Annotated in this window: 18 protein-coding genes; 2 read left to right on the top strand and 16 right to left on the bottom strand. The window is 46.0% G+C overall.

Features of this window, described 5'->3' with window-relative positions:
* Positions 1–29: 29 nt before the first annotated feature.
* The 7 genes from NKT06_RS14715 to NKT06_RS14685 form a co-directional block, all read right to left on the bottom strand.
* Positions 30–2,606 carry a DUF5696 domain-containing protein gene (locus tag NKT06_RS14715; protein ID WP_253435648.1) on the bottom strand — a complete coding sequence of 859 codons (2,577 nt, stop codon included), beginning with the start codon at positions 2,604–2,606 and terminating at the stop codon, positions 30–32.
* A 17-nt stretch (positions 2,607–2,623) separates the two neighbouring features.
* A complete protein-coding gene (locus tag NKT06_RS14710) occupies positions 2,624–3,259 on the bottom strand; it encodes a YIP1 family protein (RefSeq protein ID WP_253435645.1) in 636 nt (211 codons plus the stop codon).
* Complete coding sequence (locus NKT06_RS14705; protein WP_253435643.1) at positions 3,243–4,706, bottom strand: hypothetical protein; 1,464 nt, start codon at positions 4,704–4,706, stop codon at positions 3,243–3,245. The genes NKT06_RS14710 and NKT06_RS14705 overlap by 17 nt, the downstream gene beginning before the upstream one ends.
* A 15-nt stretch (positions 4,707–4,721) precedes the next feature.
* Positions 4,722–5,603, bottom strand: coding sequence for a carbohydrate ABC transporter permease (locus tag NKT06_RS14700; RefSeq protein ID WP_442029942.1), 882 nt, complete (start codon positions 5,601–5,603; stop codon positions 4,722–4,724).
* A complete protein-coding gene (locus tag NKT06_RS14695; RefSeq protein ID WP_253435636.1) occupies positions 5,600–6,556 on the bottom strand; it encodes a carbohydrate ABC transporter permease in 957 nt (318 codons plus the stop codon). The genes NKT06_RS14700 and NKT06_RS14695 overlap by 4 nt, the downstream gene beginning before the upstream one ends.
* 19 nt (positions 6,557–6,575) lie before the next feature.
* Entirely contained in the window at positions 6,576–9,473 is a 2,898-nt protein-coding gene (locus NKT06_RS14690; protein ID WP_253435633.1) for an extracellular solute-binding protein, read from the bottom strand.
* Between the two features lie 105 nt (positions 9,474–9,578).
* On the bottom strand, positions 9,579–10,934 hold the full coding sequence (locus tag NKT06_RS14685; RefSeq protein ID WP_253435630.1) for an ABC transporter substrate-binding protein: 1,356 nt from the start codon (positions 10,932–10,934) through the stop codon (positions 9,579–9,581).
* 275 nt (positions 10,935–11,209) lie between these two features.
* On the opposite strand from NKT06_RS14685, the gene NKT06_RS14680 reads away from it, so the two are divergent.
* Positions 11,210–11,977, top strand: coding sequence for a response regulator transcription factor (locus NKT06_RS14680; RefSeq protein WP_253435627.1), 768 nt, complete (start codon positions 11,210–11,212; stop codon positions 11,975–11,977).
* 129 nt (positions 11,978–12,106) lie between these two features.
* Here NKT06_RS14680 and NKT06_RS14675 read toward each other — a convergent pair whose 3' ends face one another.
* From NKT06_RS14675 to NKT06_RS14655, 5 genes are all read right to left on the bottom strand, one after another.
* Entirely contained in the window at positions 12,107–13,732 is a 1,626-nt protein-coding gene (locus NKT06_RS14675) for a response regulator (protein ID WP_253435624.1), read from the bottom strand.
* Positions 13,717–15,483 carry a sensor histidine kinase gene (locus tag NKT06_RS14670; RefSeq protein ID WP_367399893.1) on the bottom strand — a complete coding sequence of 589 codons (1,767 nt, stop codon included), beginning with the start codon at positions 15,481–15,483 and terminating at the stop codon, positions 13,717–13,719. Before NKT06_RS14670 ends, NKT06_RS14675 begins: the two co-directional genes overlap by 16 nt.
* Before the next feature lie 48 nt (positions 15,484–15,531).
* Positions 15,532–17,211: an extracellular solute-binding protein gene (locus NKT06_RS14665; protein ID WP_253435617.1), complete on the bottom strand. Its 1,680-nt coding sequence runs from the start codon at positions 17,209–17,211 to the stop codon at positions 15,532–15,534.
* Between the two features lie 126 nt (positions 17,212–17,337).
* Positions 17,338–18,888 (bottom strand): glycoside hydrolase family 43 protein, encoded by a 1,551-nt coding sequence (locus NKT06_RS14660; RefSeq protein ID WP_253435615.1) that lies wholly within the window; start codon positions 18,886–18,888, stop codon positions 17,338–17,340.
* Positions 18,889–18,895: 7 nt separating this feature from the next.
* The gene (locus NKT06_RS14655) at positions 18,896–20,413 is read right to left on the bottom strand and encodes a glycoside hydrolase family 43 protein (RefSeq protein WP_253435613.1); all 1,518 of its coding nucleotides are present in this window, start codon (positions 20,411–20,413) and stop codon (positions 18,896–18,898) included.
* Positions 20,414–20,575: 162 nt separating this feature from the next.
* On the opposite strand from NKT06_RS14655, the gene NKT06_RS14650 reads away from it, so the two are divergent.
* Positions 20,576–21,436 (top strand): AraC family transcriptional regulator, encoded by an 861-nt coding sequence (locus NKT06_RS14650; protein WP_253435610.1) that lies wholly within the window; start codon positions 20,576–20,578, stop codon positions 21,434–21,436.
* Between the two features lie 138 nt (positions 21,437–21,574).
* On the opposite strand, the gene NKT06_RS14645 is transcribed toward NKT06_RS14650, so the two are convergent.
* From NKT06_RS14645 to NKT06_RS14630, 4 genes are all read right to left on the bottom strand, one after another.
* Positions 21,575–23,269: an ABC transporter substrate-binding protein gene (locus NKT06_RS14645; RefSeq protein ID WP_253435608.1), complete on the bottom strand. Its 1,695-nt coding sequence runs from the start codon at positions 23,267–23,269 to the stop codon at positions 21,575–21,577.
* 295 nt (positions 23,270–23,564) lie between these two features.
* Complete coding sequence (locus tag NKT06_RS14640) at positions 23,565–23,840, bottom strand: barstar family protein (RefSeq protein ID WP_253435606.1); 276 nt, start codon at positions 23,838–23,840, stop codon at positions 23,565–23,567.
* 14 nt (positions 23,841–23,854) lie between these two features.
* Positions 23,855–24,289 (bottom strand): ribonuclease domain-containing protein, encoded by a 435-nt coding sequence (locus NKT06_RS14635; RefSeq protein ID WP_253435603.1) that lies wholly within the window; start codon positions 24,287–24,289, stop codon positions 23,855–23,857.
* 196 nt (positions 24,290–24,485) lie between these two features.
* The gene (locus NKT06_RS14630) at positions 24,486–25,247 is read right to left on the bottom strand and encodes an alpha/beta hydrolase (protein WP_253435600.1); all 762 of its coding nucleotides are present in this window, start codon (positions 25,245–25,247) and stop codon (positions 24,486–24,488) included.
* Positions 25,248–25,288 lie beyond the last annotated feature (41 nt).

Genomic DNA, 25,288 nt, shown 5'->3' with positions numbered 1-25,288 from the left:
ACTTCCCCATTTCCATTTCAGGAGCGTCTTCAGAGCTGCTCACCACCAGTCACGTAACTTTGGGCTTCCACTGTAACGTTGTCAACATCTACAGGGAAGTCGTTATAATTGACGATTACGAATCCGCCACCTTCATACATGGTTCGGAACACGCCCTCTTCAATGGATTCATGGGACATCATGGAACGTCCCGTAAATGGCTGGTTTACATCGTTGACCTCGTTGTAGATGTCAGCAGCCAGATCGATCCATTGTGCGTAATTCGCCGCGTAAAGTTGATCATAATCTGTTTCCTTCACAACATGGTTTGGTGCATTGAACCAGGCAAAGTAAGGGCTGGCTCCATATTCAATCAGCTTCAACACATACTGTCTTGCGTCCGTATATGTGGAGAGATTGTATGGCATGCCTGTATAACTAATGCTGCCGTGTACAACGAGCTGATAGAATGGAATCTCTTCATCCTCCAGCTTGAAACGGCTGCTGTTCATTGGAGCATCTGTCAACCCGGTTACATACGGCAGTGCGTAAGCGTTTCCGCCTTCCGCAACGACGGGGCCTGCCTGCTGTTCGATCTGTTCGAGTGCTTTCTTGACAGAGCCCAGTGCTTCCGTTCGATCCATCAACTTTTTCGGATTCATGTCGCTGTTCAGCTGAGCGGCCAGGTCATTCAGACTCAACGAAAGTTCATCCTTTTGAAGAGACTTGAGTTCATCCAGCATCTCTGCCGTCACGTTCTCCAGCAAGTTGGGCGACAGCACATAGGATGGTGAACGATCCCTGTCACGACGCTGTATGGCCTGGTTCATCGGATACATAACCGCCGGTTCCTGGGTTAAGGTTCGGGAAGCTTCTTTAGAAGGTTTAAATCCTTTTTTGGATAACACATTCATCAGAGCAATATCGGGATAAAAGCCGATGCCTGTTTCTTTGGTGAATGCACTGAATTCCCGCAATCCCTTTTTGCCACCCACGGCGCCGTCCACGTTGATGGAATCGGGCATCCTATGATAAAGCCCGCCGTTAAACCACCCGGCATAGCGAACCTGTATATTGGATACCTTCTTCTCCTTCAAGGTGGTGAGAATGCTTTTGGCTTCATCAAATGTCGTCAGAGCCTCCGTTGAATCGTACGGTATGCCCAACATATGCTGCTTTGTTGTCATGGCACCGAACAGTTGCAGATAAAACGGAACGTCACTCTGATCCTTACTCGCGTTCGGCTCGGGAAGTCCGCCATTCTGCATCAGATAGTCCCGATAAAGAGAGGCGAGCCCGGAGTACGAGGCCTTATCCGCCCCTACAAAAGCGTATCGAACGGCGAAGTCGGACACCGTCGGATTCTTCTGGAATTTCGGAAGTGTCCGAACCATATCGCTTGCCTGAAGTGTCACATCGCTTTTGTTCACGACATAAAAGCTTGGATATACGTTGTTATAACTGTTTAGCTTACCGCTGATATCGGCATTCACAACGGCAACGGCATCCCCTTCCTCAACAATCCCCAGGAATGCCCCCTCTTTTCGAATGAGTCCAAACACCGGCAATCGGGCTTTGGCTTCATTCGAACTTGCCTCCCGCAGTTTCATGGTCATATCCGGTCCGTAAATATCTTGTTGATAGGCAGGATACTGCAACTTCCCATTATTAAAATGGATAAGGGCCCCCGATCCGTCCGGCACCAGCATGGAACCTTCTTCATTCGATCCTCCGGCACCAAAATAGTCCAGTATGGATATGTTATTGATCGGATATTCTTCTGGAAAATGAATGCCTGATGAAGGAACACGCACCAGCAGATCTTCTCCATCCAGCTCATATTCCATCGTGATCATGAACAGCCGAGGTCCGCTACGTTCCTGTTCAATGCCGAACTCGGCATGATCCTGAGCCAGGTCCTCCGGTGTGTAACCGGCTGTGTCAAAAGCTTTCAACGCTCGGGATAACTGAAGTCCCTGCATCGCCTTATCAATCCGGACGTAAGTGCCTTCTTCTTTGTCCTCTGCGTATCCGACCTTCAAGGCACGCTGCCCAGCCTTATCAAGCTGAGCAAGCAGCTTTTGCTCAAAACGCTCTTTGCTGATCTTCATCGGCAAATCTTCAATGGATCGCTCGGTGCTGCCAAACTGGTAATTCACCCGTACGCCGTTTGGCAGTGACTCGAAGCTGATCTGCTTGTGTGCGGCACTGTCCGTGAAGGAATTCACCGTGCTGCTCTGACCCAGGCTGTTGAAGAAGCTGAGCTTGGTTTGTGAAGACAACAAGTCTTTGTTTATCCCTGCGGCAATTCCATCCTGTTCACGATCTGCAGGATTGCTGCGCCAGATCTGCCCGCTCTGCGTGTGAATCACTGCAATCTCGGCAGTCTCTTCGTGAATGAACAGCTGAAGCTTATCATTCTGTGCAATGCCAATCATGCCTGGAAGTCGGGTATCACTGAAAGAAGATTTCAGTTTTTCTCCGGGAGGCAGGGAGAGAACGTCCGTTGGATCTGCGGCAGATACCGCCTGGTTGGTCAGCGGTGCTGGCGAGAACTGACATCCGCTGAGCAGCAGACTGCCCGCGAGCAGCATTCCTGTTATTTTTTTGGCTACGGTATATTTCATCACATTCTCCTCCTCCCTTAGCCCCGAAGCACTAATTCCTGATAGATGGTTACAACAAACGATACAATCTGCTGTACAAGGCTAAAGAACAAGAGGCACAGAAATGCCATAAAGGCCATAGCTACAAGTGTCAGTAGCATTGTAAGTATCGTTTTGGCTGGTGTATACTGATGAACCGTCATATTTCCCACAAATAACAGGTATACCGTCCAGGCGACGGCGAGTGCATTGGAGAAATAATAAAAGGCAGTTTCTTGTGCAGAGATCACAAGACTCAGCCAGATCCACGGAAAATGGACTAGAAAAAGGGGCACCAGTGCAAAACAGGTCGACATAAAAATTTCAGAGAACTTGCCTTCCCCATCCATCAAGGTGGTTAACGACCAGTTGGCCACACACCAGAAAAGGACCGGCACGATCACATATACCATTTCGAGCAGACTGTTCAGGTATTTGGGATTACTGAGATTAATCAGAAAACCACTGTATTGGGCATGTAAAATTTTGGTGATGACCAGCAGTACCAGAATCATGAAAGCAATCAACAGTGAGTTTCTCTGGTTGCGCTCATATTTTAATTCCCAGTATCCATCAAACGGATGGAAGATCAGATGCAGCGGGTACTGATATAACTGTTTACTTGATGCCTGCATTCGTTGTCCTCCTTTTCTGCCTGCGAACGATGATGACGGTAACAAACGCAGCGACAGCCAGGAATAAACCGGACATCATCCATGAAAAATGCTCACGCATCAGCTCTTTGCGATACAAAAGAAAAGCTTTGGAATAACCTTTAGGTTCCATACTGCGCTTAAAGTATTTCGCAGATTCGCCGTATTCCTTCTGACGAAGCAGTGCTTTGCCGATTCCGGCATAGGCATATTCCAGATTGGCGTTCATCTCGGCAACTTCAGCAAACAGTACACTGGATTGCTCCTCGTCACCGTTGTAATAACTGCGAACTGCATCATGGAGCGTGCGTCCATATTCGGTAGTTTGAAAGACAGTGATTTCGCCAAGCGCTTTATCCAGAACTAACATGCGGTCTCCCGCACGTTCCAGGGCAACAGGTGTATTAAACTGGCCCAGGCGGTTCCCGATGCCGCCAAAAATATGGAGCAGATACCCGTCTCCATTGTAGGTGAAGATTCGGCCCTTGCTGGAATCCAGTACGGAATACATGTCACTGTCTCCCACGTCCACATCAATCAGACGGGATGGCCCGGCTTCCTGGGTATACACCATATCACCTTGCGGGGTCTGATAGCCTTCTCTGCGCAAGATATCTGTCCCCTGTGCATTCAGTTTCTTGACCGGATCTTTGCCGCGATCCCCGCTAGTCGCGTAGATGAAGCCTTCTTCATCCATATCCAGATTGGTAAATTCCGTCGGAGTGAACATAACCATCTGACTGCGCTGCTCACGTGTGGCGAAGCGTTTCCATAGATACTCCACCGGGTCCACCTGAACTCTGTTTGCCCCAATAAACGACGAGAACGTACCGTCGGCGCTGAACTCCATGAATCCATCAAATACGCCCTCGGCCATGACGTAGATGCGTTCCCCCTTGTCCATAACAACACGCATAGGCTTGAATTGGAAATCCGCTTTTAACAGGTCCGATTTGGGCTCTGCGACAATCTTGACCAGCATCCCTTTTTCATCCAAATGTACGACCCGATGATTATCCGAATCCGCGACCAGCAGATGGCCTTTATCGTTAACGTACAATCCCTGTGGATTTTTAAAATGATCTTCCTTGCCTTCTTGCTTAAATGAATCAATCGTCCGTACCAGCTTGAGGTTGCGATCCATCTCTATAATGCGGCCATTGCCCGAATCGAGCACAAAGACGTGCTGATTGGCGGTAACATGCATGTCGCTTGGCTCTTTCATAGGAATCGTGTTCAGCTTCTTGCCGGTGATAATGGTTGTTGCCTCATATGCCGCTGGTGCCGGAACTGCGTCACCCCAGAAGGAGTAATGATACGCATCCGTTTTACCGTCTGCACTCACATACGATGCCTCTTGAACGAACAACAGGAGGCAGATCATGCCCATGATGATCGATTTGCGTTTATTCCATGTGCTTCTCCGCACCTCGCTGCCTCCTTTCTACTCTTTCATGCCTGAAGTGGCCATCGTCTGCATGACACTGCTCTGGGAGATGATAAACAGAGTGATCGGTACAATCATCAGCAGCAAGGCCACAGCCGCACCAACTCCCGCCCGAGCAATCCCTCCCTGTACAATCTGACTGAGCGCATAATGCAGCGTTTTGAGATTTTCACTGTAAATGAAACTCCCGCCGTCCGTCCCCCATAACGCAGGGAACTGGAGGATCATGAGCGTGAGCCATGCCGGCTTCACATTCGGCATCACAATGCTCCAAAATATGCGGTATTCATTGGCGCCGTCGATTTTGGCTGCTTCCAGTAATGCATCGGGAATCTGCTCCATGAACTGTTTCATCAGGAACAGTCCCAGGGAGAAAGCAAGCGATGGCACGATAATAGAAGCATGTGTGTTAATCCATCCAAGCCACGACATAACCATGTAGTTTGGAATCGCCGTGACATGCGGTGAGAACATCAGAGACAGAATGACAATCGTGAACAACACTTTCGAACCTGGAAAACGATATTTCGCCAGCGGATAAGCCGCCGCGGATGCAAGAAGGATGTGCCCTGCTGTCCCCAGGATTGTAATGAGCAGGGTGTTAGCAATATAACGGGATAACGGCACCCATGAATTGCCCATAAGGTTGATCAGATCGGCAAAATTCTCTGTTGTCGGATTATTCACCCAGAATCGCGGTGGAAAAATAAACAGCTCATCCAGTGGTTTGAATGCATTGTTGACAGCATAGATCAGCGGGAGCACCATAAATGATCCAAACACAGCCAGCAGTGCAAATAACATCAAGCTGACGGTAAATGACCGATTCAGCCTTTTTGGCATGCCAAACATGGCACGTACTTTGCTGGTCATTGTCATTCACCTATCTTTCTGAGCATTTTTTGCGTCAAAACGTTCGTACCAAGCATCAACGCAAATAGTACGGTTGCAATGGCTGAAGCGTAGCCCATCTCAAATCGGATTGTACCGAAGTCCATCAGATGTGTGACGACGGTGTGAGCTGCATAGTTGACACTTGGGAAACCGGCCAATGCAATCGATATCTCGGCCACGGCGAATGAAGCCGTAATCTGCATCACCGCACCAAACATCAGTTGCGGTCTCATCGAAGGCAAGGTGATGTACCAGAGTTCCTGCCAGCGATTCTTAATCCCGTCCACGGTGCCGGCTTCAACCAGAGAACGATCAATGGTCTGCAATCCTGCAATAAAGGCCAGGAAGCTCGTTCCGAGGCTGAGCCACAACTGTACAATTATGACAATTGCGAGCACGTACTTCTCGTCTGCAAGCCATTGAATCGGCTCCAGTATGACACCAAGGCGCATCAGGAAGCCGTTCATATACCCGTAGCTGTCACCAGAGAAGATGATCAGCCAGATGAAGAAGACATTTCCCGATATGGAGGGCGCATAGAACACCAACGTCATGACCGCTCGAATTTTGGGAGACAGCTCGTTGATGATCCATGCAAACAAAAAGCAGGCGATATAACTGAGCGGACCCGTGATTACGGCAAAAAGCAGTGTGTTTTTGAGCGCAATCAGGAATACGTCGTCATTCAGAAAAAGCCGGGAATAATTTTGCCACCCGACAAATCGCGGCAGCTCCAGCATGTTGAAGTGAAAAAAGCTGAGCCCCAGTGAAATGCCGACCGGGATGACAGTAAACATGAAAAAAATCAGCATGAACGGTGCCATCAACACATAATAATGCCTGCTGAGATACAGATCCCTTCTCAAAAGGGACCACCAGCCGACCTGGCGGGTATGGACGGCAGGAGCGGCGGCTGTCTTGGTTGTTTTAGCTTGCAACCGTTACCCTCCCTTTCCTCTATTTCAGATTAAATTCCTTACGTTTCAACTCAATCTCATCATCAATGTACAGTACATAGTCCGATAAGGCTTCACGCGGATTTTCATTCGCATTGACCACCTTACGGAAAGCGTTATCCAGATGCCGTCCCGTGAAATAACCTCCAGGAAGCTGCGGGATCCCCTGTACCCATTTCCATTGCTTCTCCAGATTTTCATAATCCTTGACGGGCCAAGGAAGCTGTTTCAAAGCTTCAATGTTGGCTGTTGGGTAACGGGCTGCCGCCCCCATGAGGCCTTCCATCTCTCGTCCGTATTCAATCTGGGTCTGCTCGTCAGTCCACCATTTCATGAACTTCCATGAGGCTTCCTTGTTGCTGGCGTTCTCAAGCATCATTACCGCGCTTGTTGCGCTGGCCACCTCATGCCTGATGGAACCGTCCGGAAGCTGTGTACCAGGCACAATGGTAAAGTCCCAGAGATTGCGAATTTCCGGAGCCAAGACTGTCAACATGTTATAGGTTGTATAGTCCGCAATTCCAATCGGCATCTCACCGGTACGGAAGCGGTTTGGAAAGTCCGCTTTAAGCGGGAATTTATAATTGGTATAGAATTGTGTCCAGCGTTTAAACGCATCCATCGAAATTTCCGAATCAAGTGCACTCTTCTTCTGATCTTCCGTATAGAAGGTGCCATCATTCTGGTACAGCAGCATCGCAAAAGTCGAGTTCGGCACAAGGTTTGCGTTGTTCAGCGTATCCTCGATGGGCAGATAAAATTCCATATTATGCTTTTGCAGCACAGCAATGGCGTTATACACGTCCTGCCACGTTTTCGGGGGTTCCAGTCCCAATTCGTCCAGGATATCCTTGCGGTAAAAGAGCATCGGAAAATGTTGCTGTTCCGGGAGTGCATACACACCGTCGTTATATCGGTATGGTGTCAACCCGCTTTCACGGAACCGGCCCGCAATTTCCTCGAAGTCGGGGAATTTGCTCAAATCCGCTGCCGCACTTCTCATCGCATAGTTTACAGGGATGTCCTCACCCATTTGCATGGCAATGTCGGGTCCTTCACCTGCAAGCGTTGCGGGAAGCAAAATGTTGGGTGGCACGAGACGCAGCTGCACGGATACATCCGTATCCGGAGTAAACGAATCATCGATCATGCCTTTCAATACCTGAGCCTGATCCCGTCCAGTCGTGATCCATACCGTAATGGAATCCTTCTTTTGTTCCACGTTACCGATGCTGTCGTAATCTTCGGTATACGAAGCCACGTATGCACCCAGCTCATGTTTCACCTGCTGAATGGCCGTCGCTTCCGCATTTGGCAAGGCTTCACCCGGCGGAGACACGACGAGGTAATCCAGAGTGATCGGCTGTTCACGTACTGACAATATCCAGGTACCCAGGCCACCTACGTTAATTTTGAACGTATCCAGTCGTTTAGGAACAGTCTCCGGCTTGGCCGCCATATCTTCAAGCTGCATGACCATGGCGTGCAGCACGGCAACTTTATCACTTTGCTCACCCGTTGCCTTTTCCAGATAATCCGCTACAGAACGGAGCGTGTCTGCCTGTCGTTCAAAGACTTCCGTCATCTCCGGGATGCGTTGTTCCAACTGATAATCCCGAAGCGGATCGGGGCTGTTGGAGGTGATCATCAGAATTTTGCGATACATCTCATTCAATTCCAGCACGCTGGATTCCACGGTACGAAGCAGCGGAGCAATGTCGCCTAGCGTAACCGTCATTCGAATCCGGTGTTTTCCTTTGTCGAGATGAAACTGGTAAGGCTGATTTTCTGCCGCTCCCAGAACCTGAGTTTGCCAGGATGGGCTGTAGTTGAAGCGAATGCGTTTCATTTCTTTAAACGGAACTTCGCCGTTGATCGTCAGACTGCGGGTAGCGTAAATACCGCGCAATTGATCCTGTTTTACCTTTAACGCGATTTGATACAATCCGTCTTCAGGCACGTCGATTTCCCACTCGATCCATTCACCCGGCAGCTTCCAGTTGATGCCCCCGATCGCATTCATGCGAATTTTGGACACATCATAAGGTTCCAGCGATGGGCTCGAACGATCCGAGATGGGTGCCAGTGTAGGAGACGACTTGCTGACTGCTTGTTCCCCTTGTACTTTCAGCATGACAGGAGCCGCTGGTTTCAGCCCCCGTGAGGCATATGTTGCCTCAAGCTCTGCATAGGTCGGGATCTCCCCTTCCTGATACAGCTCAATATAATCGATCGCCATACTTTCTCTTAACGAAGTGAGCGATAACTGCGGGTTTCCTTTTTCAAAATAAAACTGAAAGGGCTCCTCGAAATAGCCTCCGCTATCCTTGAAGGAAGTCAACTGCCACTCGGGCTGTTCCACTTGTCTTGGTCTGAGATCGTTATCCCGATCGTCACGACGAACGTTATCCTCGCGATTTCCCCACACCCTGTCAAACAAGAGAACATCGGCCCCTCGAAATGGAACCTCCCCGTTCACCTCGAGTCTGCGTTCAATACCCGAGCTTTTACCCTCTACAGGGTAATAGTGAATGCGAATATTGTACAAACCGCTCATTTGAACGGGAACATCCCAACGAATGGTTCCAGTTTCCGGCGTAATTACAGCGCTCCCATCCAGTCCTGCATAACCTTGCACGACCTCGAATTCCCCGTCAGTTGCCTGAACATAAGATTCGCCTTCAATGCGTATTGTTTTCTCGGGTTTAGCCGAATTGGCATGAGTAGTCAGATAATGGTCATAACTGTATGAATCCTCGGTTGCCGATACTGCGTCAAAGTCCTCAAGCGCATGTACCGTCCCCGGATAACGATCCCGCGATGGATATAGCGTCCATATGGAGAGTACCAGGGCCAGGACAAGCACCAAGATTAGTCCCTTTTTCTTACGTGACCGCATGTTCGAATGTATCCCCTTTCCTCTAAGCGTTGCGAGAACTGGACGATTGACTAACCCGGACAGACCGCACCATCACTGGTGCGTTCTGCCCGTGTGTCATGATGCTTATTTGTATACCTCATCAATCGCAGCCTGGAAAGGTGCCTTGTATTTCTCAATCAGCGTAGATACAGATACCCCTTCTTTGAGCTCTCCATCAAAGTCCCAGAAAGGCAAGGACGGGAATGTATTATGGTCGAGAACCAGCATTCCTTCTGCGACCTCCCTGGCGTTGTTGATATCAGCTTCGTCAGTCAGATGTGTCTCCAGTGTGGATTGGCCCGGATACTCATAGATCGAATCAATCTCGTTAATTTTCTCCCAGATGTACATCAGTTGTTCCGGATTCTCTACTGCTTTAGGAATCGTTATAGCCTGGTAACGTGACTCACCAGAGTGATACGCTGATGCACTTGGACCTTTAGGGAATGGTACAAAACCGATATCGTAATCCTTCATGTCTGTCATAATGCCTTCAACCTCGTACATAGCACCTGAATACATCAACGTATTGCCTTGACGGAAGAACGTGGACGGCTCAGTCCAGTCGCCGCCTTCAGAAGCTCTACCGACCTTTTCCGTAGCCAGTTTGGACAGGAAATTCAGTGCTTCCTTCGTTTTTGGGTCTTCCAGATTCTGCTTATCCTCTAGGGTCAGGGAAGCTTCATTGGAATACAGAATTGGTTCAAGCAATCCTGTCTGAGCGAGTCCCCAAGTGTCCAGCTTGCCATCGTTGTTCCGATCCTTGTTCGCTTGTTTCGCAACACTGAGGAACGTATCCCAGTTCCATTCATCAGCATCCACATATTCCTGCAACGGCTTCAAGCCCAGCTCCTGCATGAGGGTGCGATTATAGAAAATTCCGTTGATAAAGGAGGACTGGTCCTCGGTAAAGCCGTAACCTTTGCCTTCATATTGCATATATTCCTTCGTTGTTTTCTGATTGAATACTTTGTCGTTTTTAATATAATCATCCACTGGCCACAAGAGATCCTGTTTGGTCAATGCGGGAATGGCATAGTTTTTGCCCAATCTCACCAAATCACCAAGCGGTTCCCCTGCCATCAGGGAAGCGACCACCTTTTCCTGATATTCGCCAAAATCAATGGAAACGTATTCAATATTAAAATTGTGTTTTTTCTTCAGCGCTTCGAGATTCTCAAGGCGTTGAATGTTGTCCGGGTTGTTCCCCTGTATTTCCATGTCCCACCAAGCAACAACTTTGATTGTTCTGCCGCCCATGTCAAAATCCATTTCTGGCGTAGAGTTTTCATTCTTCGGCTCGGTTTCTGCGGGTTTTTGTTCCTCCTGTGGTGTTGTCTTTTCCGGCTCGGGTTGAGCGGTAGGTGCAGAACTGCATGCAGCGATTACCAGCAAGACCGCAAACACCAGGCTCAGTAGCATGAACTTGTTTTTTCTCATCGTCTTCCCCCCTGATTGTCTTTTGCTATCACAGTGTATCGTCCAAATGAAAGCGTAAACAACCTGCCTAAATACAGGTGTTTACCCCGGCTGAATATAGATTTTCGTGATTTTGTGCGTACAAATTGCATTCTGGGTTTCAATTGGTAAAGAAATGCACTCTCTACAAAAATATGCACATTGTATGCGCTTTCTTTTATTACCATAATGAAATTAAGTCATAATTCAGTTAAACCTGGCGGATTACAATTCAGCAGAAGGCGAGGTATTGCTTCATGTATGATATTTTACTTGTGGATTTCAGCCGTCGTTTGTGCGGAGAGTTGCAACAGATGTTGCTACGGAGCAAAGCTCAATATACTATTGCAAATTGTGTGTTCTCATCGTCCGAGGCTTTGACCGCATTGTCAGAACGAGACTTTTCCCTTGTTATGGTACATACAGAGAGGTTTGATACCGCGGGGCTCTGGTTATGCAACGACATTCGACTAAAAAGTCAGATCCCCATCCTCCTGATGGGTGGAAGAGATCACTTCAGGTTCGTTCGCAAAGCCCTTACGTATCAGGTGAATGATTATCTCCCGTATCCTGTTAGTCCCTCTTCTTTACTTAACAGTCTGCATGGACTTCGATCCCACCTTGAAACCGATCCGGCACACAAAACGTCGTCGTTCTTCAAAACGCCTGTTCAAATGAATGGTAAGCCCATGCACTCCAGTCATGTGATTCGTATCGTCAAAGCCTATGTACGGGATCACCTGAGTGATGAAATCACGCTGAAGAAGATCTCTGACATGCTTCATTTTAACTGCGCCTACCTTGGACAGAAGTTCAAACTAGAAGAGAAAATGTCTTTCAATGATTATATGCTCCAGCAACGTATGGAAAAGGCCCAGCAACTGCTGTCTTCCACGAATCTGCGAATATATGAAATTGCGATTGAGGTAGGCTATAAGGATATTGATTGGTTCTATAAAAAATTCAAAGCGTATGCCGGATCGAGCCCCAATGCATACAGACGACAAAAAATTCACACGGCCTAAGGTGGTTCGCCGATTCGGTGAGTATATCCATTAGATAACAACCACAACAACCGCAGGATGTATTCTACTCCCTGCGGTTGTTGTGGTTGTTGTGGTTGTTTGAGCTAGTCAATTCCAGAGAATTTACAATTAACGTACCAAAAGGGATTCCCGGTATTCTTGGGGAGTCATTCCCGTTATTTTCTTAAAAAGTCGGGTAAACGAATGCGCTGCCTCGTATCCCACTTGGAGTGAGACCTCACGCACCATAAAATTCGGGTTCTGAAGCAATTCTTTGGCTCTTCTTATTCGGCAGTCGTCAATGAACTCGGATAGGTTAATTCCCATTTCCTGCTTAAAGAATCGGGACAGATAGGATGGATTAAAATGATGAAGTTCTGCCAGTCTTACTAAAGAAAGATCTTTCTCAAGGTTCTCCTTGATGTAACTGCATAAGGAATGAATGACAACATTAGCGCGCTCCTGTTTATTTGATCTTTTGTACCGGACTAGTTCATCGGCAGCACGATATAAAAATTGTACTGCATCCTTCATGCAAGTATACTCCCCTAGATGCAGCAAGCTTCGTTGATCTGGGATCTTCTGTTGAAGACCCCACCGATTGATGGTCGAATGTAATAATAAGGCCAGATTGTAGTAGGTTTCCATTGCACGTTCCATCGTGATATCCTGTTGCAGCAGTTCACCTGCAAGCTCCTCAAATATATCGTAAAATGGCTGAATTCGCCCCGTTTCCAAATATCCTGACATAATCTCAATCCGGTTTGAGATACGCATGGATTCTTTGGGTACATCAGATGAGAGGTCATTGCGATGATCCGTGATTACCATAGATACGCCATCCCCTATTTTCATCCACTGGAGTAATCTCAGACGTTCATATTGTTTGGTTAACTCGGACCATTCACAGCTTTGACTGCTTAATGAGAATGCAATGGATACACCAAGAGATACCATACAAGCTTCCTGCACCAGTTCCAGTGTGCCTTCTAGAAATCGTACAAGTTTATCATTGGTCATCTCTTCTTCCTGCTTCGGCTGTAGCAACCAGATCGTATCTCCATAATGGTCCGTTACACTGACGCACACTGTTCGCTCATGCATTAGAGAAGAGCCGATAATACGAACAGATTCCTGGACTTGTGTGAGATCTGAACCTTTTTCTGGCGGATTATTGAACCGACCCAGTATGAGATAAACAGGTGAGTTGATCTGTAATCTTATATCTCTTCTGAATAATTCGTCCTGCATATCAATAGTAGAAGCCATAAGCGCTGTACAATCTTGAAGCAGCTTCCGCAAATACTCTTTTTGTTGAATCAGTGCAAGCTGCGAGTTGACTTTATGTGATTGTTCCAACAACTCAAGCATGCTATGACTTCGCCGAATCTCTTCCATCACATCTTCGACAACAGACATCACCTTGTCATAGCCTTCCGTTTTGAGCAAGTAACGCACATTGGTCATTTGAAAAGCTTGATAGGCATAATCAAAATCGCTATGTCCTGTTAGAAAAATGACGCGACAATTCGGCCAACTGGCTTGAATCCGCTCTGTCAGTTCCAAACCACTCATGCCCGGCATGCGAATGTCCGTTAGAACAATATCAATTCTCGAACGCTGCATCCAGGACAATGCTTCTGTTGCAGAGTATGCCTTACATACATCAAGCTGGTCGGGGATATGTCTGGCGAATGTTTCATAGAGACTATCCGTAATAATCTCCTCGTCATCTACAATCAAAAGTCGATACATTCGTTCTCTCCTTCTTTCCACTGGATTCGAATTGTGACTTTTAATCCTTGCAGTTCACTTCTGGATAGGAAAAGGCCACTTCCTTCTCCATACGTCAGGACCAGACGTCGATGAATATTTATTAACGCGGTCATTTCATCCGTACTTCCGTCGTTATGCAAGCGTTGTTGAAGAGCTTGAATCTGTTGCTCTTCCAACTCATTTCCATTATCCTCTACTGTAATCTCGGCATATGAACCATCCATATTAAACCCAATAATTAGAAGACCGGAGGCCGTATTCTTTTCAAGGCTGTGTTCATATGCATTCTCAATAATGGGTTGAATAATGAGTCTGGGAACGTGAATATGCTCCATCTCAGCAGGTAGTGACCCAAAATCAACGTTGATTCGTCTGGAGAACCGTAATTGCTGAATCTCTGTATAGATTCGTGAATGCTCAACTTCCACTTTCAACTTCACATGATCGGTTTCATTCCGGGTGATGAATCTGAAATACTCCCCAAGCATGTTAGTAAATTGCTCAATACGCTCTGTCTCCCCTGTTCTTGCCAGTGAATTCAGAATAAAGAAGCTATTGTACAGAAAATGAGGATTAATCTGGGATTGGAGCTGTTTCAACTCAGCCCGCTGCATCATCAGTGTTTTCTTGAAATCCCGGTCGATCAGGGATTGAAGATTTTCAATCATGAGGTTGAAACGGGTGTAGAGGAAGCCGAATTCGTCCTTTCGATTATGCGCGATGGGAACATCAAACATGCCTCCCTCCATTTTTTTGAATCTTTTCACCAATAACAGTAACGGAATATGAATCAACTTGTAGCTGGAATACAGATACGCCGTGATGGCAACAAATGATGTAATGGCAAACAGCCAAGCCCAATGATAGAACTTGCTAAGCGGTTTGGTGACAATGGCCTCGGGTAAATATGTGGCTACGGATAAGCCCAGGGCGTCCATATGCAACTGACTAACATGATACATGGTGTCCCCTACCTTCATTCGAAAGCCATCCAGTGTACCTTTTATACTGTGCTCCCGGTAATTCGCGAGAATAACACCAGCTTGATGCTTATCTGTGATGGCATGCCCCGTTTTGTCCTCAATCAGGAAAGTTGAACTCTCCGGGTACAGATTAAGTCGTGTGAGTTCATTTTGAAAATGATTTGTGTCCAGCTCCACTTGAATGACAAAAAGCGGGGGCTCTCCCCTCGTGCCGGTCAGCCTGACGGCACTCAAGTTCAAGGTGTCCTCTTTTACCGTGAAACGTGTACCTTTTCCTTGCATGCTTGAACTGAAGTATAGGTAAGAACTTTTATTAAAATCATCGATGCCTTGGTTCGCGGATATACTTTTGCCGACAGAAGGGATATGTACATGAACGTTTTTGATATAAGCAGTGCTATTCTTAAATGAAGCGAGTCGTTCGGTCAGGTAATTTAATGTATCACGCCGCTCAACCTGATCCATCATGTCCCAGAGAATCGCCAGACGATTCAGTTTTCGATCCTCAACAATATCAAACTGCTGTAATTCCATCCATTCCATCTCTCTGTTCAATTCCACGACATATTGGTTCAACCGTCTCTCCGTTGACAACGATATTTCCTGGCTTGCATTGTCATAACTCCAATGATACAGATACACTCCAAGAAGAATAAGTGGAAGAACGAATACCAGATAGGTAATTATCAATCGCGCAAATATGCTGTTAAGCCATGATCTAGCAGGAATCTTGATCAATACATTCACCTCCAATGCCAAAGGCTGAGTTGGTTCCTTGTATGAATAAAGTGAACATTAGCGCTCCTTTGGCTTGCTGGTGTGAAACCATGCGTTAACTTCCGAAGTGATCTGATCTCCCCCCAGCTTGCGCCAGTTCTCTACGAATTGATCAAACTCATCGATCGACCTGCCTAGAATAATGTTCATATAGGCTTCAAGCTGAAGATCTCGAAGAATGATTTGTCGATCAACCATGGTGTCCGTAATGCCGCCAGTGAACTGGTCATAGAGAAGTTGGCCGTTCTGTTCATAAGAATCTGCAATGCTAAAAGCACCCGAAGGCCCATAGGTTTGTTTCCAGCCCCAACCGCTCTCTACATGGTTCACATCATAGGCTACAATTCGTTTATGAATGGCGAGAGCTTCATTCTGCAGAACAGAGTAGTCTCCTGTACTTCTGGCATCCCGAATTTGTTTGTATGCATCTATATTTTTATTACCGGGAAAAGGAGTCACCGGTGAAAGCATCCACACCGCTTTGGAGTCATCATTGTAGTATGTTTCATACTGTGCCTGATCCCCCCAGTTGATGTCCAGATGCAGATTCATGAGCTTAACCACGACCTCTGGATTAGAGAAGCCTTTTTTTACAGCAAAGTATTGCCCAGTGTTGGAACGTAGCGGAACGAACAGACTCTGGTCAGACTTTGCAACAATGGGATATGCCTGCCATTCTACATCATTATCCGTATCACGGGTGGTCTGAAGCATAAAGGATGTCCACTGTTCCCCGTAGAGCATCCCTATTTTTCCATCCTGAACCATTCTAGACGCTTTACTTCCACTCTTATAGCCAAAATCCGGATCAAGCTGGCCTTCACGATACATCGTTTGCAGTGCTTTCAAAGCCTCTCGAACTTCAGGCTGTATGCCTCCATAAGTAAGGTTTCCTTCTGCATCTTTAACCCATATCGTAGGGTAGGCACCGTAGCCTGACATCAGCCCTGCAGCTCCCATAACTGGATCCCATAGATGGTTCGTTAGCGCAAGTCCGTACGTATCCTGTTCTCCGTTTCTGTCGGGATCTTTCTCTGTAAACGCTTTCGAAATCTGCAGAAGCTCTTCCATCGTTACAGGTGGCCGCAGCCCCAGATTCTCCAACCAATCGGTTCTAATCCACAGGTACTGTGCAGTCTCAATGGAGGAAGAAGATTCGGGAATAGCCATCAGTTTGCCATCAATGGTTGCCGCATCAAATGCGCCTGTTCCCTCTGCCTCTAAAATACTCTTCGTAAGAGGTGAAGCATGCTCTTGGTACACATGGGTTAAATCTTCAATCATTCCAGCGTTGCTCAGTTGTCTGAGTTGATATGGATTTACTTTTACCACATCTGGAAAGCGTCCTGCAGCAAGGGATACACCCAGTTTCTGATTGTACACATCTCCATTAGCAATCCAGTCGTAGTGAATCTGAATTCCTAGTTCCTTCTCATACAAACGAGTCCAGCGATTGTCCAGCATCGTCTCCCCAGGCAATTGGTTAATCATGCGCTCAATGTCATCTCCGGTTTCCCTGACAAAAGAGACTACTATGGGAGGAGAATACCTCTCAAACACAGCGGGGAGTAGAACCTGCTGCCCATCTGGCTGCGAATGATGTTGTTTGGAATTCCCTTCGGTATGGCCTGCTGGTATCGACACAGCAAGGAACAGAATAAAGGTCCATTTTGTTATGTCCAGACATCTCTTATACATGACGACATGCCCCCAGTTCGGTTTGAACAACTCTTTTCTCTCTGGCAACTTTGAATCCATATCATTGTACAACAACTTGTAATCATTGAATACGAAAAGCCGCCGTTGGGCGGCTTTTACATATGTTCATTGTTTCTCTTCCGGATGAATCATACGATATTGGAAATTTGAAAAGTCAGCTGTCCCTCCAACCATTTGGGTTGAATATACAAACAACCCCGTTCGGCAACCCATAAAATGATCCAGTTTATATATCATTTTATGGACAATCCCGATATCTCTCCATTCAATTCCATCGAAATAGGCAAAAGAGCACTCATCCAGATTGTTCTCAAAATTTCCGAATGCTTTTAGTTGAACTACTGGACCAGATACCGGGATACGTTCATGCTCCGTAGCAGGCTCTTGGTCAATCAGATTACCAAATATGGTCGAGTCCTCACCATCTCTAGCATGCATGACCAAGTGAAACTGGTTATCCTGCTTCGTAAGAGCGATCATACCGTATGAACCGATCAGAAAGCATAACCCGGCATAATCGCCATTATTCAGACCACTGCCGTCAAGCGTAACGATTGCTTCGCAAGCGGGCCCCATTGAACGCTGGGTTAGTGTGTTGACGGCGAATGTCAGATTCGGGCTGATCTGTCCGGTTCGAACACGATAAACCCCGGGTTTCTCTGTGACGGACCAGAGTTCTTGATTAGGGGTATGATTCCATTGCCAAAAATCACGGAGGCGTACTCTTCCATCTTCTTCGGCTTCATAATTGAAACTGTCGCTACCTATTAACGGGTTATAACGGTACTCTGGTCTGGTGCTCGGAATATCAATCTGTTTTGGAGCTTTGTTCGCAAATACCGGAATACCTTGATCAAAATGGAGCGGAACCAAAACAGGAATCCGGCCTACAGCCCCATGATCCTGAAACAGCATTGCATACCAATCCCCATTCGGTGTATCCACGATGCCACCCTGAGCAACACCAGAATTGAAATAATCCATATCGTCATTAAATACTTCTCCACCAGTGAAGACATCTTCCAGAGAGTCTGCCGTATAACACGCCTGCGTTCTCCGTCCGGAAGCTTTCGTGATATGAATCAGGAATACAACATATTTCCCATTGATCTTGTAGAAATGTGCTCCTTCATAACCAAGGTGATAAGGCTGCTCTTCTTTTACAATCAAGCGATGCACTCCACCCGGTTTGGGCCCGGTCAGATCGGAGCTTAATTCGGTCAGATAAATCTCGGTATTCCCGTACACAAGATAAACTCGTTCGTCATCATCAAAAAATAAGGAGCAATCATGGTAAAATCCCTCCACTACTTGCTTCTTCCACTCTCCCGAGATGGAGGTCGACGTGTACAAGTACGTTTTACGGGTATCATTTGCGACAAAAATGACATAGAACATGCCTTGATGATAACGAAGGGAAGCGGCCCACATGCCTTTACTATATATATGTTGACCATTTTCAAGCCGTTGCGCGGGTGTATCATCCAATGTGTCGTATACATATGTGGCTACTTCCCAATGGATCAGATCATATGAACGCAGAATGACACATCCCGGCATCATATGCATGGTTGTACTGACCATATAATATGTGTCCTCTACACGAATCACGTCAGGATCCGGGTAATCAGCCCAAATAATCGGATTTGGATACATGCTTTAATTACACCTCATTTTTTCTATTAAACTTCCATTCTCTTAAAAGAATACTTGAGCTGTCTGTTGTACTTTTAAAGATAATATACAAGTCTTGCACACCTTGTGCACCCGTAACTTTGGTTGTTACCTCCATCCATTGAAGAGATTCGGTGGCGGGCGGAACAATGAGTTCTCCAATTAAAGGTCCGTCCGTGCGATCAATCCGAAGCTCCAACGTACCTTCGGTTCCTTGATTCGAAATCATGGCTGAGAACCTAGAAGGTCCTCCACTTTCAAAATCAGCCTTGGATATGGCTATCCAGCTTTCATTTTGCAGCTTGACGGCAATGATATTCGAATCTGATACAGACATCTCACCAGAGTCCGGATATTGCTCAGTGGATACTCTGCTGCTCCATCCAATTGTGGAACCTGTTACCGGCTTATAGGGATTGAAATACTTAATTTGATCCACGCCCTGATAATCTGCATGTACTTTCTTAATCTTACCCGTAGCCTCATCATGCTCGACTCGATTCACATGTGTTGAACGGTAACCTTCGGGAATATTCATGGCTTGGCATAATGTTTGGGCATGATAGACAATGTACCACTGATCTGCTAGTTGAAATATAGCCTGGTGGTTGTTGCCACCAATACCAAAGAAGTGTCCGGGATTCTGGAGCAGCGTGCCCTGATATGTCCATGGACCCATTGGTTGAACGCTAGTCATATAGGCAATCTCACCGGGTGGCGGGCTACCCTCTGGCCGATCTGCCTTGTCAAAATTGGAACAATACGTATAGTAGTAATTATTATTATATTTATGTATCCCTGAGCTTTCAAACATATAAGGCGCCTGAATAACCTTAGCTGTGCCAACGACACTGATCATATCGTCTCCCAATCGCATAACTCTTGCCGTATCAGGTCTTCCTGCTTTCCCTTCCGGAATACCACCACCAAAGTAGAGGTAAGCCTCATGATCATCATCTACAAGTACAGCTGGATCGAACAGCCAAGTTACGTCTTCCACTCCCGGAGTCTCTCTTGTAATAAGTGCTTTTCCGATAGGGTCTACCCATGGACCTACAGGTGTTGGCGCAGACAATACCCCGATTCCACTGGCGTTGTTAGCGAAATAAAGAAAGAAGCAATCCTCGCCATCCAAGATTTGATGAGCAGCTGCCGGGGCCCAGGATTGCGAAGCCCATGTTGCTGCACCTTGAGGTCCGGCAACTCTGATCTCCCCATGATCAGTCCAGTTGATTAAGTCATCTGAGGAAATAACCGTAATCCGGTTGATTGAACTATAGCTGTTTTTCTGTGGAAGACCGTCCTTATCATATTCAAGCTTATCACTTGTCATATATAAGTAGACTCTATTGTTAAATACCAGAGCATAGGGATCGGCTCCGAATTTGTGGGCCACCAGAGGGTTACCGTTGGGACGAAGCTTACCAATCTCCCTTGGAATACTCTCCCAATTGGCATCTTGGTCTTGGTTTTGCTCACCAGCAAGTGGTGTAGAATGATGATTCATCGAATTACTCCCCCTATAATCGTTATTAGTTGTGCTCTATCTAAGAAAGCGTTTGCAATACAAAAGGTATCATGATAGGATGATTACATTTTAAGGTAACCTGAATACAATTTCATTGCGTTAACCGCTCTATTTATTGCGTGAAATGACAGGAGGTACTTCATGAGTGGATCCTCTGAGTGTTTTTATGATCCCATCGAGCCTGAGCTCTTATATCTGCACCGCGTAACGACGTATAAGCTGGAAACAATCTATCATCGCCATAATGCATACGAGATCTACCTGTTTCTTCGTGGGAACGTTCACTTTTATGTAGAAAATCGATGTTACCATGTACAGCCTGGTGATTTGCTTGTAATGTCACCCGAGGAGATGCACCGAGCCTTTATACTGGATGAATCTGAGTATGAGCGCATTACAATCAATCTAAAAAAAACATACCTTTACCAGCTGTCTACGCCATCAACCAATCTGTCGTCATGTTTTGATCATCGCCCAAAAGGAAAAGGCAATATCGTGCATTTAGACAATCAAGGCTTGAAAATGATGATGCAATGGACGAACGAACTGGAGGGACTGCTTGCTTCGGATGCTTATGGCACGGACATCAAAATTAATGCAGCGGTAGCCCAATTATTGGTCATGGTTAACGTCTGGTTTCACAACAATTCATTTGTTCCCAATGACATCATGCCTGAGCTGGTTCGTGAAACGATGGATTATATTGAGGTTCATCTTAATCAAGATATTACACTTCGTAAACTTGCCGAAGCATTCTATATGAACAGCACATACATCAGCCGACAGTTCAAAAAGCATACCGGATTAACGATCCGCTCCTACATTTTGGGTCGTCGTATAGAACGTGCCAAATTCCACCTATCTGATGGAATGAGTATTACGGATGCATGCTTTCAATCGGGTTTTAGTGACTATGCCAATTTTATTCGCAGTTTCACTAAAATGGTCGGCATTTCTCCGGGCAAATATAGCAAACAACGACGTGATGCAATCGAAATATGATGATGATAACGACAAGATAATTCGCCAAGTAAAAAACATCAAGCCATGTAGGTTGGCTCGATGTTTCTCTTTTTCTTCATTTGCTTGCGAGGCGTATCTAATCTGCATTTAACCAGTTAACGAGATCATGTCCGCGGGTTAATTGATCTCTCTTCCAGTCCATAATCTAACGCGATCTTTAATCCACTCTGTATACTGCTGTTCCATGGCAACTGCACCTGCACTATCAAGTTCGGTAATCATGTTATCATATATGTCTTCAAAAGCACTCGGAGAGGATGTAATTGCTTCCGCGATCCGTTTCTGGATAATATCTTGTGTCTTCTGATACACCACGTTATAGTCTCCGCTATCCGTAGGAATCGGCATATTATAGGCTGCACCCCACTCTTTCACCGGGAACTCATCTCCGTCAGGGAACAGCTCCTTCCAGGTTGTAATACCATAACCTTTCAGCGTTTCTTTTTCTATATCAGAATAACCTTCCTGGATCTGCTCAGGATAGTTGGTTGTATAATAGTTGTCCGTTGAATCTTTGACACCGTCTCCATAATGAGCGCCAAAAATGGTGTATAAGTTTATACCGGTTTCTTTGCTGAATGTGCTATTGTCTTTGTTTTTACGCTCCTGAATATCTGCCGGTATTTTGCGAACTCCGTCTTCCACAACGTAATGTTCACCTTCGATACCCCAATTTCTTAATACTTGACCTTCCTCAGAAGAAAGCCAATCCAGGAATTTGATGGCCCGGACAGGGTCTTCAGCATCAACAGTTATGCCGATACCATATCCATCGAATCCGATATCCTGAAAATCTTTGCGTTGGAAGCTGTCGTTCAGCGTTACAGGATAGAATCCGTAAGTCATGTCGTCCTTGCCTGCACTTTTCAAAGCATTTTCCGCATCGCTGAATCCCCAAAGCGGATCAAGCACCGATAGAACACGTCCACTGGCGATTTTGGACTTATACTGATCATCCTTTTGTACAAAACTGTCTTTACCTACTAGACCTTCATTATACATTTTGTTCAACCAACGGAAATATTCCTTCTCCTCAGGACGCTTATAATGAAGAACAGCTTCATATGTGTCAGGGTTAATGAAATATTCACCATCCCCAGGTCCTCCAGTAGCCATCACTGCCGGATCGGTAACGGTGATCATTCGCCGCCATCCATCTGCACTGAGTGTCAGCGGGATTGTCGGTTGGCCATCATCCGTAGTTGGATTATTTTTATAATACTCACGCAGGACATTTTCATAATCCTCCAAGGTTTTGATCTCGGGGTATCCAAGTTCTTTGACTACTCGGTGCTGAATAGCAGCACCATTCGTGGCATCGAAGCTTTCTTGATCAATCGCACCATTCGTTGGAATCCAATATATGGATGGGTCTTCATTGCTATATTTCAAGCGATTAAAATGCTCACCGTAAATTTTTTTCAAATTGGGCGCATGTTCTTCGATCAGATCCGTCAGATCAATCATTGCACCAGCATCAACAAGTCTGCTCAGGTTACCTTTAGGGAATATTAAATCCGGGTAATCACCGCTGGCGGCCATAAGGGATATACGGTCGTTTCCTCCTCCGCTTGAGATATCGAATTCAGCATTAATGGTTACACCCGTTTCTTCCGTAATTTTCCTCCCTACAGCATCCTGCATATTGTTCCAGTTGGGACTTGCATCTGCGCCAAAGAAGGTAAACGTAATCGGACTGTTGGGGTCACTGGTATTCGATTCGGAATTCTCTGCAGCGTTTCCGCAACCTGCGGAAACCAGCACAACACTCGTTACGAGACATGCTCCTAGCATTTTTGAAACGACTCTCATTATTTTTCTGCCCCCTAAATGGTGTTAGTTGTAATAACCAATCCAGACATTAAGATGGTTCGCTATGGAGTAGTATACGCTTACATATTCAACTGTTAGTGTACGAGTACACTCCCGCCTAACCTATTCCATGCTTAAAGTATAAGGAAGTCTACTAACCCCAACCTTGATTATTAAGCCATGAAATAGCATGATCTAGACATGAGTTTGAGTAGAGTTTGAGTAGAGTCTGAGTAGAATCTGAAGACCAAAAAAGCGATGGTTGCCCATCGCCTCATCACACCAAACATACTTTTCAGTAATATAATTCCAACGTAAATCCTTGGATCTCCGCTTCAACTTCCCGCAACAATTCCATGACTTGGTCAGCGTAATCTCCAAGAATTTCTTTGCTCTTCTCAAAGCCAATCCACTGAACAGTAAGCGGCATACTTACAGCTCCAGTTAAGACATCCCACAGCGCGTCCAAATTGCCTCCGTAGTTCTCGTCTAACTCAAGCTGGTTCTGAAGAACGTGATGCAATTCTTCCTTGCTGTGAATGTGGTATCCGTCAATCTGAATATTGCTCATATTAGTTCCTCCATTTATTTTAACTGTTCAAATGACTTGTAATGATCTGTCGTCTTATAGATTAGACCGTCATTCGAATATAGAATTCGGTCGCTTCCGCGCCGTCCTCCTGAGTAATTTATATCGGCTTCATACCATATCCGGCCTTTTTTGTTGGGGAGCAGTCCTTCCCGGTTTCTGAACACGTCGCCGCCAATGCTTTTACCTGGAGCCACTTCACGTAAATTCCCTTCACTTGGTTCCCATCCCAGATCACTGGCCTCTTTCTTGGTGATATAGTTGGGTGGGAGCTCTTTATACTCCGAGATATAATTGGCAACCTCATCAAATCCCATATCCTCCGAAACTTGAGGTGATCCGATATCAAGCACAGACTCTGATGTACAACCGGAGAACAATAATGCAGCGAGGATGATCACTAACGTGTAAGCAAATTTTCTGTAAAACATAATCTTTTCTCCTTTTGATGTTCTTGCTCTTGCTGTCTTCCGTGTATAAGCCTATCATTGAATTGAAATTCAATCAATAAAAGCAGTTAACCCTGTCCCACTGAGGCACAGCCGTATCCTTCAACAAAAAAAGCCGCTAAAATAGCGACTTTAATCGTACCACGAATCATTACCGTTCAGCACATAGTTGATTATATTATTTTAATTTATCCATCCAGTTCCGCAATGCTACGACAACCTCTTCCAACTGCTCTTCTTCCGTAATAGCAGGCTGATTGTCTCCTTTTTGCATGCCATATGAGCCAAATTGACCGTGATTTCCACCCTCAATACTTACATATGTCGTTTTTTCCGGAATATTTGCTTTGGAGTTCTCCCAGTCTTCCCAGTTAAGTACTCCGTCGTCCGAGCCTGTAATCTGTAAGATAGACAAGTCCGTATTCTTCAAGCTCCCACCTTCATCTGCATAGGAAGCCAAGAAAAAGACGCCTTCCAACTTCTCATTGTGCTCAGCAGCATATCGAGATGCAAATGATCCTCCCAATGAATGGCCGCCAATTACAAATGCTTCATCGGGATGTTCCTCGATAAAGGAATTAGCCTTGTTTTGACCGAAAATCGCCAAGTTTATTGGCATGTTCGCGATATATACCCGGTGTCCCTGTTCTGCCATTTCTCTGGCAAGTGGAGAATAACTTTCAGGTTCAACTAGACCGCCCGGATAAAAAATAATATTCGGTTCAGTTACCTCTACACCCACGGGTTCAAACCGGTAACCGTCCTTAATCTTGGTGACATTAACCTGTGCATCACTTGTCATTGCCGCTTCAGCTCGTTCAGAAGGACTATACGTAACCGAATTAAGATATACGAAAGCTCCGGCTACGATGATAACGATGGACAAGATTGTCCATATGATTATCTTCTTCCATTTGTTTGTACGTTGTGCTGTTTTCAATCCTAAAACCACCTTGTTATGAGGATAATGTGTTCTCTTTT

The organism is Paenibacillus sp. 1781tsa1 (genome assembly GCF_024159265.1).
In the GTDB taxonomy this organism is placed as follows: domain Bacteria; phylum Bacillota; class Bacilli; order Paenibacillales; family Paenibacillaceae; genus Paenibacillus.
The sequence above is the reverse complement of the archived record's forward strand: the minus strand, read 5'-3'. Positions and strand labels throughout refer to the sequence as shown.